18 protein-coding genes are annotated in these 16,252 nt (G+C 40.6%); 12 read left to right on the top strand and 6 right to left on the bottom strand.

Features of this window, described 5'->3' with window-relative positions; all coding sequences use genetic code 11:
• Positions 1-25 precede the first annotated feature (25 nt).
• From rpiA to NI465_RS11545, 7 genes are all read left to right on the top strand, one after another.
• On the top strand, positions 26-697 hold the full coding sequence (gene rpiA / locus NI465_RS11575; RefSeq protein ID WP_004279784.1) for a ribose-5-phosphate isomerase RpiA: 672 nt from the start codon (positions 26-28) through the stop codon (positions 695-697).
• Positions 698-865: 168 nt separating this feature from the next.
• Positions 866-1,546: a M48 family metallopeptidase gene (locus NI465_RS11570; RefSeq protein WP_253145382.1), complete on the top strand. Its 681-nt coding sequence runs from the start codon at positions 866-868 to the stop codon at positions 1,544-1,546.
• A 183-nt stretch (positions 1,547-1,729) separates the two neighbouring features.
• Entirely contained in the window at positions 1,730-2,785 is a 1,056-nt protein-coding gene (gene argC, locus NI465_RS11565) for an N-acetyl-gamma-glutamyl-phosphate reductase (RefSeq protein WP_171057010.1), read from the top strand.
• A gap of 77 nt (positions 2,786-2,862) precedes the next feature.
• Complete coding sequence (locus NI465_RS11560; protein ID WP_004279781.1) at positions 2,863-3,612, top strand: DUF6776 family protein; 750 nt, start codon at positions 2,863-2,865, stop codon at positions 3,610-3,612.
• Positions 3,613-3,630: 18 nt separating this feature from the next.
• Positions 3,631-4,044: an ATP-dependent Clp protease adapter ClpS gene (clpS, locus tag NI465_RS11555; protein ID WP_004279780.1), complete on the top strand. Its 414-nt coding sequence runs from the start codon at positions 3,631-3,633 to the stop codon at positions 4,042-4,044.
• 9 nt (positions 4,045-4,053) lie between these two features.
• Positions 4,054-6,330 carry an ATP-dependent Clp protease ATP-binding subunit ClpA gene (gene clpA / locus NI465_RS11550; protein WP_253145381.1) on the top strand — a complete coding sequence of 759 codons (2,277 nt, stop codon included), beginning with the start codon at positions 4,054-4,056 and terminating at the stop codon, positions 6,328-6,330.
• Between the two features lie 91 nt (positions 6,331-6,421).
• Positions 6,422-6,775 carry a YnfA family protein gene (locus NI465_RS11545; RefSeq protein ID WP_004646786.1) on the top strand — a complete coding sequence of 118 codons (354 nt, stop codon included), beginning with the start codon at positions 6,422-6,424 and terminating at the stop codon, positions 6,773-6,775.
• Between the two features lie 104 nt (positions 6,776-6,879).
• Here NI465_RS11545 and NI465_RS11540 read toward each other — a convergent pair whose 3' ends face one another.
• From NI465_RS11540 to NI465_RS11530, 3 genes are all read right to left on the bottom strand, one after another.
• Entirely contained in the window at positions 6,880-7,353 is a 474-nt protein-coding gene (locus NI465_RS11540) for a hypothetical protein (protein ID WP_253099256.1), read from the bottom strand.
• A 102-nt stretch (positions 7,354-7,455) separates the two neighbouring features.
• Entirely contained in the window at positions 7,456-8,376 is a 921-nt protein-coding gene (gene argF / locus NI465_RS11535) for an ornithine carbamoyltransferase (RefSeq protein ID WP_004280178.1), read from the bottom strand.
• Positions 8,377-8,489: 113 nt separating this feature from the next.
• Positions 8,490-9,137 carry a TetR/AcrR family transcriptional regulator gene (locus NI465_RS11530; RefSeq protein WP_253145380.1) on the bottom strand — a complete coding sequence of 216 codons (648 nt, stop codon included), beginning with the start codon at positions 9,135-9,137 and terminating at the stop codon, positions 8,490-8,492.
• Positions 9,138-9,368: 231 nt separating this feature from the next.
• Here NI465_RS11530 and prpB point away from each other — a divergent pair, with 231 nt between their 5' ends.
• Complete coding sequence (prpB, locus tag NI465_RS11525; RefSeq protein ID WP_180038692.1) at positions 9,369-10,253, top strand: methylisocitrate lyase; 885 nt, start codon at positions 9,369-9,371, stop codon at positions 10,251-10,253.
• A gap of 4 nt (positions 10,254-10,257) precedes the next feature.
• Positions 10,258-11,397, top strand: a complete 1,140-nt coding sequence (gene prpC / locus NI465_RS11520) for a bifunctional 2-methylcitrate synthase/citrate synthase (protein WP_044110021.1) — start codon at positions 10,258-10,260, stop codon at positions 11,395-11,397.
• A 65-nt stretch (positions 11,398-11,462) separates the two neighbouring features.
• On the opposite strand, the gene NI465_RS11515 is transcribed toward prpC, so the two are convergent.
• Together NI465_RS11515 and NI465_RS11510 are read right to left on the bottom strand one after the other, a co-directional pair.
• Entirely contained in the window at positions 11,463-12,083 is a 621-nt protein-coding gene (locus NI465_RS11515; RefSeq protein WP_253145395.1) for an aminotransferase, read from the bottom strand.
• A gap of 102 nt (positions 12,084-12,185) precedes the next feature.
• Positions 12,186-12,662, bottom strand: coding sequence for a CinA family protein (locus NI465_RS11510; protein ID WP_004280184.1), 477 nt, complete (start codon positions 12,660-12,662; stop codon positions 12,186-12,188).
• 251 nt (positions 12,663-12,913) lie between these two features.
• On the opposite strand from NI465_RS11510, the gene NI465_RS11505 reads away from it, so the two are divergent.
• Entirely contained in the window at positions 12,914-13,144 is a 231-nt protein-coding gene (locus NI465_RS11505; protein WP_004280185.1) for a hypothetical protein, read from the top strand.
• 620 nt (positions 13,145-13,764) lie between these two features.
• Entirely contained in the window at positions 13,765-14,040 is a 276-nt protein-coding gene (locus tag NI465_RS11500; RefSeq protein ID WP_253145379.1) for a hypothetical protein, read from the top strand.
• 104 nt (positions 14,041-14,144) lie between these two features.
• Here NI465_RS11500 and NI465_RS11495 read toward each other — a convergent pair whose 3' ends face one another.
• Positions 14,145-14,486: a hypothetical protein gene (locus NI465_RS11495; RefSeq protein WP_005107130.1), complete on the bottom strand. Its 342-nt coding sequence runs from the start codon at positions 14,484-14,486 to the stop codon at positions 14,145-14,147.
• A gap of 1,612 nt (positions 14,487-16,098) precedes the next feature.
• On the opposite strand from NI465_RS11495, the gene NI465_RS11485 reads away from it, so the two are divergent.
• A complete protein-coding gene (locus NI465_RS11485; RefSeq protein WP_005107128.1) occupies positions 16,099-16,239 on the top strand; it encodes a hypothetical protein in 141 nt (46 codons plus the stop codon).
• The last annotated feature ends 13 nt before the right edge of the window (positions 16,240-16,252 follow it).

The following is a 16,252-nucleotide window of genomic DNA, read 5'->3' as shown; positions in this document are numbered from 1 at the left end:
AAGTCCAAAATAGTTGAGTGAAGCCATGAGTCTATATGCAACCCAAGATGAGAAAAAACAAGCAGCAGCTAAAGCCGCTTTAAAACACTTGCCAAAAGGGGGCATTTTAGGCGTAGGTACAGGCAGTACTGTAAACTTTTTAATTGACTTATTACCTGAGCTGCAATTGGAAGCTGCGGTAGCCAGTTCAGAAGCAACTGCACAGCGCTTAAAAAAGCTCGGTATTGAAGTAGTGGATATGAACTCTGTCAGTGGTTTAGATGCCTATGTCGATGGCGCAGACGAAATTGATCGTCATATGCATATGATCAAAGGTGGCGGCGCAGCATTGACACGTGAAAAAATTGTTGCCTCTATTGCGAAAAAATTTGTGTGTATCGTGGATGATTCAAAATGGGTTGGACAATTGGGTCGTGAGTTTCCGCTTCCTGTAGAAGTGATTCCAATGGCGCGTTCTGCGGTTGCGCGTAAAATCGTATCTTTAGGTGGCGATCCTGCTTATCGTGAAGGTGTGGTAACTGACAACGGTAACGTGATTTTAGATGTATATAACCTCAATATTCTGAATGCGCTTGAACTGGAAAAAACCTTAAACGATATTCCGGGCGTGGTGTGTAACGGTATCTTTGCGATCAACAAAGCAGATATCGCAATTGTCGCGACGGATAACGGAATTGAAGAGCGTACAGCGGTTTAATTTTAAAATCTCCCCAAATCCTGAACAGAAGTTAAAGTACTGCTTTAACTTTTGTGCAAGAAAAGCCTCATTTTAGATTTTTTAAGAGGAGCTTTTCTCCCTCCTTAATAAAGGTGAGTAGCACTGCTACGCAAGGGGGAGGATTAAAAAAATGATTAAATATAAAAAATGACCTTATCCGACCTACCCGAAATTCAAATCACCCGAAATGTCCGTTCAACACGGTTACGTTTGCGTGTCGATGCAACACAGATTCGCCTTACAGCACCGGTTTTTTGCAGCAAAAAACAGATACAGCATTTTATTGAACAATCTGAAAGCTGGCTGATTAAAACCTGGCAATCCCAGCAGGAAAAAATCGAAAATATTGACCGGACGCTACCGAGTGAGCTGCGGTTATTCAATCTAAAAGCAGCAGTAAAAATTTCTTATCACAGCCAGAAAAACAACTTTATTTTTGATCATGAAGATCTACAGCTTTGGATCAGTGACCGACATCCTGAAGAATATTTAAAAACTTTCGTGATTGCCTACGCAAAAGAACAGCTTCCTTCATATTTAAATCTCGTCTCACAGCAATGTCATTTGCCTTTTAAAAACTGCAACATTAGACATCCCAAAACCCGATGGGGCAGTTGTTCTGCCAAACATGACATTATGTTGAACAGCGCGCTGGTATTATTTCCTGAACAAGTCGCGCGTTATGTCGCTGTCCATGAACTGGTACATACAAAGCATTTTGATCATAGTCCACGGTTTTGGGCAGAAGTTGCCAAGCATGATCAGCATTTCCAGCAGCATCGTATAACGCTGAAAAATACGCCGTTGCCATATTGGTGGGGTGCCTAAAAGCATAATTAATAAGTCCATATAACTCTATTAAAATAGCCTAAGCAATCTATGCATTTAATCCTCTAAACCGGCCTTATCCTACTGATCAATTAAAAAACCAGCAAACCCCAGTGAAATGGTTTAGAAAACCTCAACTTCCTGTCATACTAGGCCTTATAAAGGAAACATTTATTTGAGGTAATCATCGTGATTTCAGTGGGTATTGTGGGTGGTACGGGTTATACAGGCGTTGAACTTTTGCGTCTTTTGCTACGACATCCAGATGTAAATGTAACAGCACTGACATCACGTACTGAAGCAGGTCGTCGTGTAGATGACATGTTCCCAAGCTTGCGCGGGCATACCAATCTTAAATTTTCTGATTTGAGTCTGGGTTTATTAAAATCATGCGATGTGGTGTTCTTTGCAACGCCGCATGGTGTCGCAATGAAACATGCCGAAGAGCTGGTTGCTGCAAATACCAAAGTGATCGACTTAGCGGCAGATTTTCGTTTACAAGATCTTGAACAGTTTGAAAAATGGTATGGCATGCAACATGCATGTCCAGAACTGTTAAAAGATTCTGTTTATGGTTTATCTGAGCTAAATCGTGAAGAAATTAAAAAGGCCAGTGTGATCGGGAATCCGGGGTGTTATCCAACTACAGTTCAGTTGGGTCTGGCGCCAGTCTTAAAAGCGGCTGAAGCATTGGTGAAACCTGAAAGCATTATTATCGATGCCAAATCTGGTGTATCAGGTGCAGGTCGTAAAGCCAGTCTGGGCATGATTTATTCTGAAAATTCCGATAATTTTAAGGCCTATGGTGTAGCGGGTCATCGTCATCACCCTGAAATTGTCGAAGCATTGGAAAAAATTTCAGGTCAAAAAAATGTGTTTGATCATATTTTATTTGTACCGCATTTGGTGCCGATGATTCGTGGTATGTTGTCGACCATCTATATCGATTTAACTGAAGCAGGCCAATCAGCAGATTTACAAGCGCTATATGAGCAGTTCTATGCCAATGAAGCATTTGTCGATGTTATGCCGGCGGGTAGCTCACCCGAAACCCGTTCAGTGCGTGGAGCGAATCAGTTGCGTATTGCCTTGTATAAGCCACAACCAACGAAACTGGTTGTACTGGTTGCACAAGACAATCTGGTAAAAGGGGCAGCAGGTCAGGCTGTACAAAACATGAACCTGATGTTTGGTTTTGCTGAAGACGCTGGCTTAAATAATATTGGTTTATTACCATAAAAAACGTATTAGAACTTCACACACATTTAGATTTGCATTTAAATGTGTGTCTTGATTAAAGCAAACAAGAGATCAAAATGCCGAATAACGAGTCAAATACGACGCTTCCTCAGGAACCCGGTACTAAGAAACCATTCATGAAAGGCAATACCCCCTTAGCCATTGGTGCGGCTGTATTGATCTTAAGCAGTGGCGTACTCGGATATACCGTAGGACATCGTCAGGGTTTGACTGCGGCGGGTTATGATGCGGATGCAGAGCAACTGGTCGATGTGGTACAGACTCAGAAAGCCAGTCTGGAAACACTGAACAAGACGCTGAATACTGCGGTTCAGGAGCGTGATCTGGCGGTCAGCAATGCCAATGATCTGTATCTGGCCATGACCAAGGCACGTGATGAACAGGTGCAGGCCGAAAGTGTGGGAACCATTTATCGCGAAATTTTGCGTCAGCGTGGTGGTTTGGCATTGGCGGTTCAAAACCTGTCGATTAAACCATTACCCGAAAATGCCTTTGAATACCAGATTGATCTGGTTCAGGTCAGTCCAGGCAAAAGTCGTGCTTCAGGTAGTGTGGAACTGCGCCTGATTAAAGGGACTGAAATTCTGGTGGTACCACTGGAAGATAAAAACTTTAATTTTGAAAATTATGAGCGACTCACTGGCCGCTGGACCATGCCGAAAGGCTTTAAACCAGAATTTATTGAAGTGCGTCTTACTGGTGCCAAGCCTGTGATTCGTCGTTTTAGTTGGGAACAGGGCAAAGCAGTCGAAAATCAGTCTGCCACCTTGTCAGAAATTCCGAAAACCGAAGCAAATGCAAATTAAGTGTGAAATATAAATCTTATGCCAAGCAATAAACGTCAAATGTGTTTAAGTGATATTAAAAATTCTTTTAATGAGTCTGGAATCGTTGATTGGCATATCAGCCCACGTTTAGCAAATGAACCCTCTGAAGACGGTGATTCTGACCTAGCTGTACAGACTGCACCGCCAGAACTGAAACGTCCACCGTTGTATGCGGTTGTTTTATTAAATGACGACTATACGCCGATGGAGTTTGTAATTGAAATTTTACAACAATACTTTGCAATGAATCTTGACCAAGCTACACAAGTAATGCTAACTGTACATTATGAAGGAAAGGGTGTAGCTGGGGTTTATCCTCGAGACATTGCGGAGACCAAAGCGAACCAAGTCAATAATTATGCTCGATCACAAGGTCATCCGTTACTTTGCCAAATAGAGCCTAAAGATTAAGGGGGTTACATGCTCAGTCGTCAATTAGAAGTATCACTACGTTTGGCTGTCAGCATGGCTCGTCAAAAGAGACATGAGTTCCTGACCGTAGAACATTTATTGTTAGCCTTGCTCGACAATGATTCAGCCGTGAATGCTCTCAAAGCATGTGGTGCGGACATCATCGTGTTGCGTAAGGAATTAGAAGAGTACGTAGAACAACATACCCCTAAACTTAGTGAAAATAGTGATCAGGCACCACACCCGACAGAAAGCTTCGACCGGATCTTGCAACGCGCGATTTTTCACGTGCAGTCAAGCGGCGGCGATCGTACTGTAGAAGGTGCTGATATTCTGGTTGCCATGTATTCTGAGCGTGACTCATTTGCAGTCTATCTGCTGAAACGTCATCAAATTAACCGTCTGACCCTGACTCAGTACCTGTCTCATGGTACCCGTAAAGAAGATGTACAGTCTGAAGAAGAAATCGAAGATCTAGATGGCGAATCAGCATCTTCAGCAAGTTCAGGTCCACTTGAACTTTATACCACTAACCTGAATGTTGAAGCACAAAAAGGTAAGACCGATCCACTGATTGGTCGTGAAAAAGAAATCGAGCGTGCCGCGCAAATTCTTTGCCGCCGTCGTAAAAATAACCCACTCCTTGTCGGTGATCCAGGTGTCGGTAAAACCTCGATTGCTGAAGGGCTGGCTTGGTTAATTGTCAATGGTAAAGCGCCAAAACCACTGGAAAATGCTGAAATTTTCAGTCTGGACATTGGTGCTTTGGTGGCAGGAACCAAATACCGTGGCGACTTTGAAAAACGCTTGAAACAGCTTTTAAATGCGTTGAAAAAGAAACCTGAAGCAGTGTTGTTTATTGATGAAATTCACATGATTATTGGTGCAGGCTCGAGTATGGGCAGTACCATGGATGCATCGAATCTGATCAAACCGGCGCTGGCAAATGGTTCTTTACGCTGCATCGGGTCAACCACATTCCAGGAATACCGTCAGGTCTTTGAGAAAGATCATGCTTTATCGCGTCGTTTCCAGAAAATTGATGTGAATGAGCCATCTATTTCTGAAACTATTGATATCCTACGTGGTCTGAAATCGAAGTTTGAAGATTTCCATCATGTGGAATATGAAGATCAAGCCTTAGTGTCTGCGGTAGAACTTTCTGCGAAATTTATCAACGACCGTTTCTTGCCAGATAAGGCGATTGATGTCATTGATGAAGCCGGTGCTCAGCGCCGTCTCAAAGCAGAACAAGATGACAGTTTAATCACCGTAGAAAATATTGAAGACATCGTTTCTAAAATTGCGCGTATTCCTCCGAAAACTGTCTCTAAAGATGACAAGAGTGTGCTGGAAAATCTTGAGCGTGATTTAAAACGTGTGGTCTTTGGTCAGGATGAAGCGATTGAGGCCTTGGCTTCTGCAATTAAACTGTCACGTGCCGGTTTGAAGTCTCCAGATAAGCCTGTAGGTAGTTTTGTCTTTGCGGGTCCTACAGGTGTTGGTAAAACCGAAGTGACCAAGCAGCTCGCGAAACAGATGGGTGTGGAACTGGTTCGTTTTGATATGTCGGAATACATGGAACGTCATGCAGTGTCACGTTTGATCGGTGCACCTCCGGGCTATGTCGGTTTTGATCAGGGTGGCTTGCTCACCGATGCGATTCACAAAAATCCGCATTGTGTGCTGTTGCTAGACGAGATCGAAAAAGCGCATTCAGATGTGTTTAACCTCTTATTGCAGATTATGGATCATGGTTCATTGACTGATAATAACGGGCGTAAATCTGATTTCCGTAACGTGGTCTTGGTACTCACCACCAATATTGGTGCTGAAAGTATTTCACGTGTCAGCATTGGTTTTATGGAACAGGACAATAGTAACGATAATCAGGAAGCGATGAAGAAAGCCTTCTCGCCGGAATTCCGTAACCGTCTCGACGGCGTGATTCAGTTCAAGGCATTGCCAAGCAGCATTATTGAAAATGTCGTGGATAAATTCCTGACTGAACTTCAAGCACAACTGGATGACAAAAAAGTCATGCTGGAAGTGGATCAGAGTGCACGTGAATGGATGTCAGAACATGGCTATGACCGTTTAATGGGCGCACGTCCAATGCAACGTTTGATTCAGGAACACCTGAAAAAACCGCTGGCTGAGATGATCCTGTTTGGTGAACTGGCTGAAAATGGCGGCAATGTTGCAGTATCGGTGAAAAAAGAAAATGGTAAAGCGGTTGGCTTAAAACTTGAAGTTTTTGAAGACCAGACTGCTGAACCGGCCTAATGAACGAAAAAGATTAAACCCGTGCCTGCACGGGTTTTTTTATGCACTCATATTTTAAATTATCAAATTCATATCATTTAAAAGATAAATTATGGATATTCAAGTTACCAAGCTGTTCACGACATTTTTACTGTTTTTAGTCACGGCATTGATGGAAATTTTAGGTTGTTATTTTCCCTATCTGATTTTAAATCAGGGGAGAAGCCACTGGTTATGGATTCCGACAGCTCTGGCTTTGGCGGCTTTTGTCTGGCTGTTAACCTTGCATCCAGCTGCTTCAGGACGGATCTATGCCGCTTATGGCGGTATCTATATTTTTTCAGCACTGATGTGGTTGCGCTTCGTTGATCAAGTGACTCTATCGCGTTGGGATCTACTTGGTGGCATGGTGGTAATACTGGGCGCGTTGATTATTATTTTGCAGCCGCAAGGCTTGGTGCGTTAGCAAGATATAACAGTAAACCTTATTAAAAAAGGCAGCCACAGCTACCTTTTTTTGTTTTTGGATTTTTTAATTTCAAATCAAACTTGATGTCTTATTTAGTTAGATTATTTTAATTTACAATCTTTCTGAGAAATATCAGTTTTATAGGTTTGTGTCTGCGAGTTCAGGCTGAGTTCAACCTTGTATGGGTTCTCAATCTGATAGCGATGTTCAAAGAAAATTTCACAATTATTGAGCAGATTATTGCGAATGACTTTCATCACTTCTTTGCGCCCCAGGTCTTTTTCAAACTGGCTAAAATCGGGCGTGATGATCATGCCTTTTAGTGTGGTTTTATTGGCACTTAACTGCAATTGTTCAATAATCGTATTTTGATCAATCTGCAACGGTAAAGTTCTGGAATCTTCTGCACTGAGCACTGCGAGTAATTCATTCAGTTCAGCTTTTTTCTGAATTTTAAATTTGCTGTCAATAATATTTTTTTCTTGAAGATATTGGTCAAATTCAGAAGCATGCACCGCTAAGGCAGCACTGCTAAAACCAGTCAAGAGTGCCAAAGCCCAATATTTTTTTTGCATTGTATAAAATCACTTTTATTCCATTTCAACAATGATTATAAGAGCTGAGACAAAAAAAGCACCAGAGATTGGTGCTTAATTTGTGAAGATTCATCTTAAAAATTAGTCTTTTTTCAGATTTTCATTAATCAGGAATTCAACTAAGGCTTTTTGCGCGTGTAAGCGATTTTCCGCTTCATCCCAAACCACAGCATTTTTATGGTCAAGCAGATTTTCTGAAATCTCTTCGCCACGATGCGCAGGCAAGCAGTGCATAAACAAGCAATCCGGATGTGCAAGATCCATCAGACGTTCATTCACCTGATAATCTGCAAAGGCTTTTTCACGGATCTTCTGTTCTTCTTCCTGGCCCATGCTTGCCCAAACGTCAGTCACGATCAGATCAGCATTCACCGCTGCATCTTCAGCAGAAGGAACCAGTTCCACACAATGGGCAAATTCAGACAGGAATTTTTCTTGTGGCTCATAGCCTTTTGGCGCTGCAATTTTCAGATTAAAGCCCCACATATGCGCAGCTTCAATATAAGAGTTACACATATTGTTGCCATCACCAATCCAGGCAACAGTTTTCCCTTCGATTGAGCCACGTTGCTCTACATAGGTCTGCATGTCAGCAAGTAACTGGCAAGGGTGGTGATCATCTGTTAAAGCATTAATCACTGGAACTTTTGAATAAGATGCAAAACGCTCCACGATATCATGACCGAAAGTACGGATCATTACGATATCCAGCATGCTTGAAATCACACGTGCAGAATCTTCAATCGGTTCACCACGACCTAACTGGGTATCGCGTGAAGACAGGAAAATTGCGCTGCCACCAAATTGGCTCATGCCAGCTTCAAACGAAACACGCGTACGGGTACTCGATTTTTCAAAAATCATGCCCATCACTTTACCAACAAATGGTTGGAACACTTCATTGTTATGCTGTTTGCGCTTAAGCTCAATTGCGCGTTGCAAAATCTGGTTAAGTTCTAAAGTTGATAAATCGCGTAAGGTGAGAAAGTGACGGAGAGCCATTCGTTACTCCACAATAATTGCCGAAAAACTCGATCAACAATCAGTTGTTGGTTAGTTTAAGAAAAAATACGGAATCGGCTAATATACTATAAGCAATGAAAAATGCAAAAAAACTAGACTTTTTGATGACCGTCTAAAAAGCGATCCACACAATAATTGATGTATTTGTCGATTTCCTGATCATCTTCCTGTACCGGAATTCCCATCAGAATACGCCATTCCAGATTGCGCAAAATACCAAAATACAGCTGCGCCGAATATTGCGGATTCTCGCAATGTAATAAACCTTGCGCATCTGCCTGTTCTAAGGCCGTGGCAATGGCACTTTGCACATGCACCGGGCCTCGCTCATGAATATGCTGAGCAAGTTCTGGATTGCGCTGACTCTGTTCCAGTACCAGACGCATAAAGGCCGAATTTTCAGGTTGCATGATCTGGTGATAAAAATTAAGCAACGTGTGTACTAAATAACTACGAAAATCCAGTGCCATCAGTTCGATCGGAATACTGATATCTTCAAAAAACTTGATACGGCGATAATCGCAAATGGCTTTAAACAAGCCTTCTTTATTGCCAAAGTACTTATAAATAGAGGCTTTGGAGCCACCGGCATGCTGGACGATATCATCCAGAGAGACAGCGTCATAACCCCGTTCCAGAAATAGCTCGGTTGCGCTGATCAGCAGCGCAATACAACGCTCATGACCACGTTTGGTCTGTGGCAGATCTTTGGCGAGCGGTTCTAGGGCGAGGTCTTGCATAGGAGATAGTACATCAACATGTCAATAGAGATTGAAACGCCATCATAGCAAATATATGCACATATTTCATAATTGCGCCGGATAAGTGCAGTATTTGCTGGATTAGGTAAAGCAAAACTTAAAAATTTGACTAAAGTTTTAGAGTATTTGTTTTATCAGGTTATGGAATGAGCAAGCCAAATGAGTATACTCGAATTTCAATAATTATAGCCAAGACTGTGGAAAAGGAAGATGACAGAACAAATGTCTGCAGGTTTAAGATTTAGACAAGCGCTTGAAGTCGAGAAACCATTGCAAATTATGGGCACAGTAAATGCCTATGCTGCCATGATGGCCAAACAGGTCGGTTATAAAGCCATTTATTTATCAGGTGCGGGTGTCGCGAATTATTCTTATGGTTTGCCTGATCTGGGCATGACCAGCCTGGATAATGTTCTTGAAGATGTACGCCGGATCACTGAGCGTGTGGATACACCTTTACTGGTTGATATTGATACCGGTTGGGGCGGTGCATTAAATATTGCCCGCACGATCAAACAAATGATTGCAGCAGGAGCCGCTGCGGTTCATATTGAAGATCAGGTTGCACAGAAGCGCTGTGGTCATCGTCCAAATAAAGAAATCGTATCGCAGCAGGAAATGGTCGATCGTATCAAAGCGGCTGTAGATGCGAAAACAGATTCAAACTTTGTGGTGATGGCGCGTACCGATGCGCTGCAAAAAGAAGGCCTGCAAGCCGTGATTGATCGTGCTTCTGCCTGTGTTGAAGCGGGCGCAGACGCGATCTTTGCTGAGGCGATGACTGATATCACCATGTATCGTACAGTATGCGATGCGGTCGGTGTGCCAGTCTTGGCGAATATTACCGAATTTGGTGATACACCGTATTATACGGTAGGTGAACTGGCTGAGCAGGGCATTGGCATGGTGCTGTATCCATTGTCAGCGACACGTGCAATGCAAAAAGCTGCACTTGAAGTGATGCGTTCGGTGCGCGAACATGGTACTCAGGTAAATGTGCTGGATATCATGCAACAACGAAAAGAACTCTACGAATTTTTAGATTATCACAGCTTTGAAGACACATTAGATAAACTGTTTAAACAGGAGAATTAAAAAAATGGCTGAAGGAAAAGTACTCACTGGCGCAGGATTGCGCGGACAAGTGGCAGGTAAAACCTCACTTTCAACAGTAGGCAAAAGTGGCGCAGGTCTGACCTATCGCGGCTATGACGTGCAGGATCTGGCTGAACATTGCCAGTTTGAAGAAGTCGCTTATCTGATTTTCTTCGGAGAATTGCCGACAGCAGAGCAATTGGCTGCCTACAAAGCCAAACTGAAATCCTTGCGCACTTTACCTCAGGCATTAAAAGAAGTCCTTGAGCGTATTCCTGCCGACTCACATCCAATGGATGTGATGCGTACTGGCGTTTCCATGCTGGGCAATCTTGAAACTGAGCAGTCTTTTGAGCAGCAACAGGATATCGCAGACCGCATTTTGGCAACTTTGCCGGCAATCATTTGTTACTGGTATCGTTATAGTCATGACGGCGTACGTATTGAAGAAAATACTGACGATGATTCGATTGGTGCACAGTTCCTGCATCTTCTGCATGGTGAAAAACCAAATGAGCTACATGAACAGGTAATGAATGTTTCCTTGATTCTGTATGCAGAGCATGAATTCAATGCTTCGACTTTTACCGCTCGTGTGTGTGCATCAACGCTGTCAGATATGCATTCCTGTATTACCGGTGCAATCGGTTCCTTGCGTGGCCCTCTACATGGCGGTGCCAACGAAGCTGCGATGGACATGATCGAAAACTGGAAGTCGCCTGAAGAAGCTGAACGTGAGATGCTGGGCATGCTAGAACGTAAAGAAAAAATCATGGGCTTCGGTCATGCGATCTATAAGGACAATGATCCGCGTAATGGCATTATTAAAGTCTGGTCGGAGCGTTTAGCCAAAGATGTCGGTGATACCGTACTTTATCCAGTGTCAGTGCGCTGCGAAGAAGTCATGTGGCGTGAGAAGAAATTATTCTGTAATGCGGATTTCTTCCATGCTTCGGCTTATCATTTCATGGGCATTCCAACCAAGTTGTTTACCCCGATCTTTGTTATGTCACGTGTGACAGGTTGGGCAGCGCATGTGATGGAACAGCGTGCAGATAACCGTATTATCCGTCCAAGCGCGGACTATACCGGTCCAGAACTACGTAAAGTAGTGCCAATCGCTGAGCGTTCTACAGCGGCTTGATCCGTAAATGTCCTAGAATAAAAATAAGGTCTCAATTGAGACCTTATTTTTTTTAGTGAATTCTGTTATCGACTTAACAGTGCCGGATCTTCAATGCTATAACCTGTTTCAAAAGGAATACCCAGATACTTTACTATTACCAGGGTTTTATTCTGTCTCGGAACTTTATAGGCTTGGCTAATTTTCAAGCCTTGCTGATAACTGACTGCTTGCTGAACCGGACTTTTTTGTGCGCCAGATTTCACTTGATATTGATAGGTCCATTTTGGCACTTTTTCCTGAGGATCATGCCAGGCAGGCGCGCTACCTTTTGTTGTCTTTAAGACCTTAAGCTGTGGCTTTGATTTGTGAATCTGACTCAATGAAACTAAACGTTTTTTTATTTTGGCAATGTCCTGATCAAACTTGCGACTGTCTTGATCATAATCGATGCGTTTGGTTTTAGGATTGATATATAAGGAATTGACCTGAACCAATTGATTTGGTTTTTGGGATTTAAAATTATAATAATACAATTGAGGCAAGCGTCCACGACCATCAAGATAATGACGCATGATATAAAGTTTCTGTTCTTTGACTTCATAGCCTAGAACTTCAATATTTTGTGGACCGCCTACGGTAGCGAAAGCCAGAGTGGGCAAGCTCAGAGGGAGCAGAAGCAGTGCGGTTTTAATATTCATGGTCATTCCACCCTCAAAAAAATAGATTGGCATTTGATCATGCCAATCTATCTTAAAATACGGTAGAAATAATGAAGCTTATTCAGGCTACACAGTAACTTTGAAAGCTTAGCTGTTATTTAACAGATTGATCATGTCATGTGCAACTACAGCGGACAGTTTGTTGAGGCGTTCAAGTGGCGAGCCTTTGAGATAATACTGGAACTGATGGATTTGCGTGCCATCATTAATGGCCACAAAAAATGTTCCTTCCGGTTTCTCTGGTGTCGCGCTACCACCTGGTTTAAGCAACCCTGTACAGGCGATAATCCAGTCAGCATCACGGAACATTTTTTTACCTGCTTCCGCCAGAGCAACCGTCACCGGCATAGATTCTGCAGTATGACTATTGATCAGATTCTTGGAAATGCCCAATACTGAAGTCTTGACACTTACATCGTAGCAGATCAAACCACCAATCAGAATTTCGGCACCTTCTCCTTTACAGATGGAGAACTGGCTACTGAGATATCCAGAACTTGCGCTTTCGATAAAGGCAATTTTTATGTTTTTCTCTTCGAGTAAGCCGCAACAGGTTTTTATCATAGTCTCTATATTTTCTTTGTGGGAGGGACTTTAATCAATTTAGACAGATTTTTTCTGTCGATCAACTCCAAGTATATTTATATTTTTATGAAAGTTAAAATTTTTTTCATAGATTAGTGTAATTTCATGTTGATCTGATCGCAAAATCTGAGTGGTTAAAGCTTGGGCTATTTTCAAAAATAGAGGTTTCTTCTCAGGCGGAACAGTGGTAAAAATAAAAATAAAGTGCTTAGTGAAAGTAGGGTGTTGGAATGAAAACCACAGTAAAATATGTAGTCTTAAAAAGTCTTGACTATCAATTGGGTACACCATTATTTCAGGAAGAAATTGACGCTGATGGTCAATATTTTGATCAGATACCAAGCACAATTTCTTATCAGAACTTGCAGTTCAAAGTAAAAAGCAAAGAGCTTAAACGTTTGCATCTGGCCGAAGAGCAGGAAGATACTCAAACGATTATCGTGAAAGTGGTCAATATCTAATAAAAACGGAATGTAATAAGCCTCTTTTAAAGGGGCTTATTAATTATAAATAGATTAATAAATATAATTAAAAACAATGATTTTACCTAAGTTAATATCAAAGTAATAGCTAAAACTATTTGAATTAAAGTCAAGATAAATTTGAAACAGCTTAAGTGTTATTAGTGAGGTCATGTTAAGTATCGTATTTCCTCGCAGTTAAGAATATTCTAAAAAAATTGGATTTTTAATATTTTATTTAATCTTTTTAAAATATAGGTGATTTAGATTAATTTTTAATATATTATTAAATATAAATAACATATCTGTAAATCTATTCTATTTTACAATACTTTTTAAATTTTATTAAAAATTATATATATAAAATTTGACTTAAGTTATTCCTTTTATTGGATAATATATTTTTGACCTATAAAATATTTCATTATGTTCCTGTTGCATTATATCAGGTAATTTATGTTGCGCATTAATCTCTACTTCAAGTACTTAGCTTACTATTTATTACATTGAATTAATCTGTAACAGGTTAAAGGTTGGCGAAATCTGAAAAATGCGTAGAGTAGATATTAAGTCGAAACCTATCGGCTTTTAATTTAAAGCAAATAGTAAGGAATACCACCATGGCTAATAATCAACAGCAAGACCAACAGAAACAGCAGCAACAACAGCAACAGCAAAATCAACAACGCAATCAAGATCAGCAGCGTCAACAAAACAACCAGCAAAACCCAAATCAGCAACAAAATAACCAGCAGCAACAACAGCCGCAGGGTGGTCAAAACAACCAGCAACAGCGCGACCAGCAGCAACAAAACCAGCAAGGCCAACAGCAACAACAGCCACAGCAAAATAGTAACCAGCAGCAACAACGTTCACGTAATCAACAAGATCAGTGAAAACCACAGCGTTAATTCTGTTTAAGATATACGCTCTTCATAAAAAAACCGCCTGAATCAGGCGGTTTTTTTATATTTCATTGCATGATTAAACTAAGTATTTATTAACACTGAATATTGGCTTTCAGCTTGTAGAAATTCAAGGCATTGTCTAGGTCGGTGAGCAACTCTTTTTCTGTATATTCCTTGGGTGCAAGTTTTAGCAGAGCAGGCATGTAGTTATTTTTATATTCTTTAGGATATTGTTCACACAGGATGCGTGTTCTTTCTTCCAGACTAATTGTTGAAGAGTCGAGTTTGTCCAGATAAGCACTGAGTTGATTATCTGACTGTTCAAACTGCGCTTTAATATTTGCAGCAGCCTCGGCTGAATTCTCTGCTTGCTGTTTTTGGCAGCCGCTTATTGCCAGACTCATCAATAAAGTAATTAGTATGCGATTTTTCATGCTGCCAAAATATTGTTATTGCTCATATGAAAAATTATAGAGAGAAAAGACTAAAAAGAAAGCAATGATCTATAAACTTTATGAGACATTGAACATTCATAACATCCGATATTGACTGAAATAAGGAATTTTCTTCTAAAAATCTAAATTAACCCATTCTCACTTATAGGTTTAGCAATTCTTCTTGGGTTTTGGTTATTTAGTAATCTTATTTTCTCATTAAAAATATTTTTGGATAAATTACAGTCATTTAATTAACAAAAGTAATGGTTTTTTCATATTTTGAAACATTGCATCTATATATCCTACACAGATCGGCTGCATGGCTAGTGATATCTTGGCGTCATTCTAAGAACTTAATGAAAATAATTAAAAATCAGCACATTATAAGGCCTGTTTAATTTAGGAGAGTTAAACAGGCTTTTTCTTTTCCGTCTTAAATCTGGTTTTTTCTTTCCTGATTGTATTTTTTGCTCACTCTCTTTCACATAAGTTTTCATACACAACATAAAGCCTGAAAATTCCCTCAGGAGAGATACATGAATAGATGTTATTTATATATCTCTTTTCACGAAAAGACAGGACAAAGCTATGATGAGATGTATATGCGCATTTGGCATGGGCGTGATGGTCGGCTGTTGTTTTAAATCTTGCAAAGAGAAAATGTGTCAGATGATGAGCAGCAAGCATTGTAAAAGTGATCATTGTAAAAAGGATCAGACGACTCAAGCTGAAGAGCCTGTACGAACTTAGCCCCAAAAGCTTCAATTTTACTTAAAGGCTAAACAGAGCTGAGTACTGAAGTTGTTCTAGATCGCTGATCCAATCATTTTGTATTGAGTCATTCTATATTTAAAGCAATAAAGCTTGATGTTGGATCGAGCTTTTTACACTCAGGAGAAAAACATGATGCAATTTATATTTTGTTTATTTGGTCTTCATGGTGCGACTGAAATTAACTACACGTGTGACCATGATGAGGTCAAACAGTGTCGTGATTGCTTGAAAAATATTGAATAATGTGCCAAATCATCAGACATATTAATGAAGATCAATCCCCGTTCAATCATCAGTTGGCGGGGTTTTTCTTTACTGATAAAATTTTTGGATCTAAACATAATTTCTCACAAGGAATACTTTATAAGAAAAATATTTCAATAGGATTACGTTTTGATAAATTCTTAGTACTTAGAACTGAAATAGCAAAATACAATAGAATATATATAGGTGAGCATCTGCGCTCGAATTCTTGAAGCAATTCAAAAGAGGCCACAGGCTGAAACTGCATTAGCTGGTGGGGATTGACTGATTAAGGCCAATCATCCTAAAGGTTTTGCTGAGATGAAAAGACTTTTTCCGTCAGTGGATAAGGTTAGAAAATTTCATGTATTTGATATCGGCGCGCACGCGAATTCATATTCTTTGCTGTATCGTCTACGATCAGGCTGAACAGCTTATTTGCTCAGATGAACAACAAGAATTGTGAAATGTCAAAGAGCACTTGAAGGAAAGTTTGTCTCTTTATAAAAACTGAATGTGCAACATAAATAACATTGATGTTTAGCAGCAGATATCATATTTATTTATTAATAGATATATGAAGGAGATGCATATGACAAATAAGCCAGAGCAAGAATCAAATCCGCATAAAGAATCAAATGACGACAAGGGTAATCAGGCATCTTATAAGCATGTCAAACCAGAGAAAAAACCCAATGCAGAACCGGAAAATCCATTGAGAGAGCAAAAATAGCTTTTCACATGGA

The organism is Acinetobacter lwoffii (genome assembly GCF_024129855.1).
Classification (GTDB): domain Bacteria; phylum Pseudomonadota; class Gammaproteobacteria; order Pseudomonadales; family Moraxellaceae; genus Acinetobacter; species Acinetobacter lwoffii_L.
This window is presented reverse-complemented; position numbering and strand designations above follow the sequence as displayed.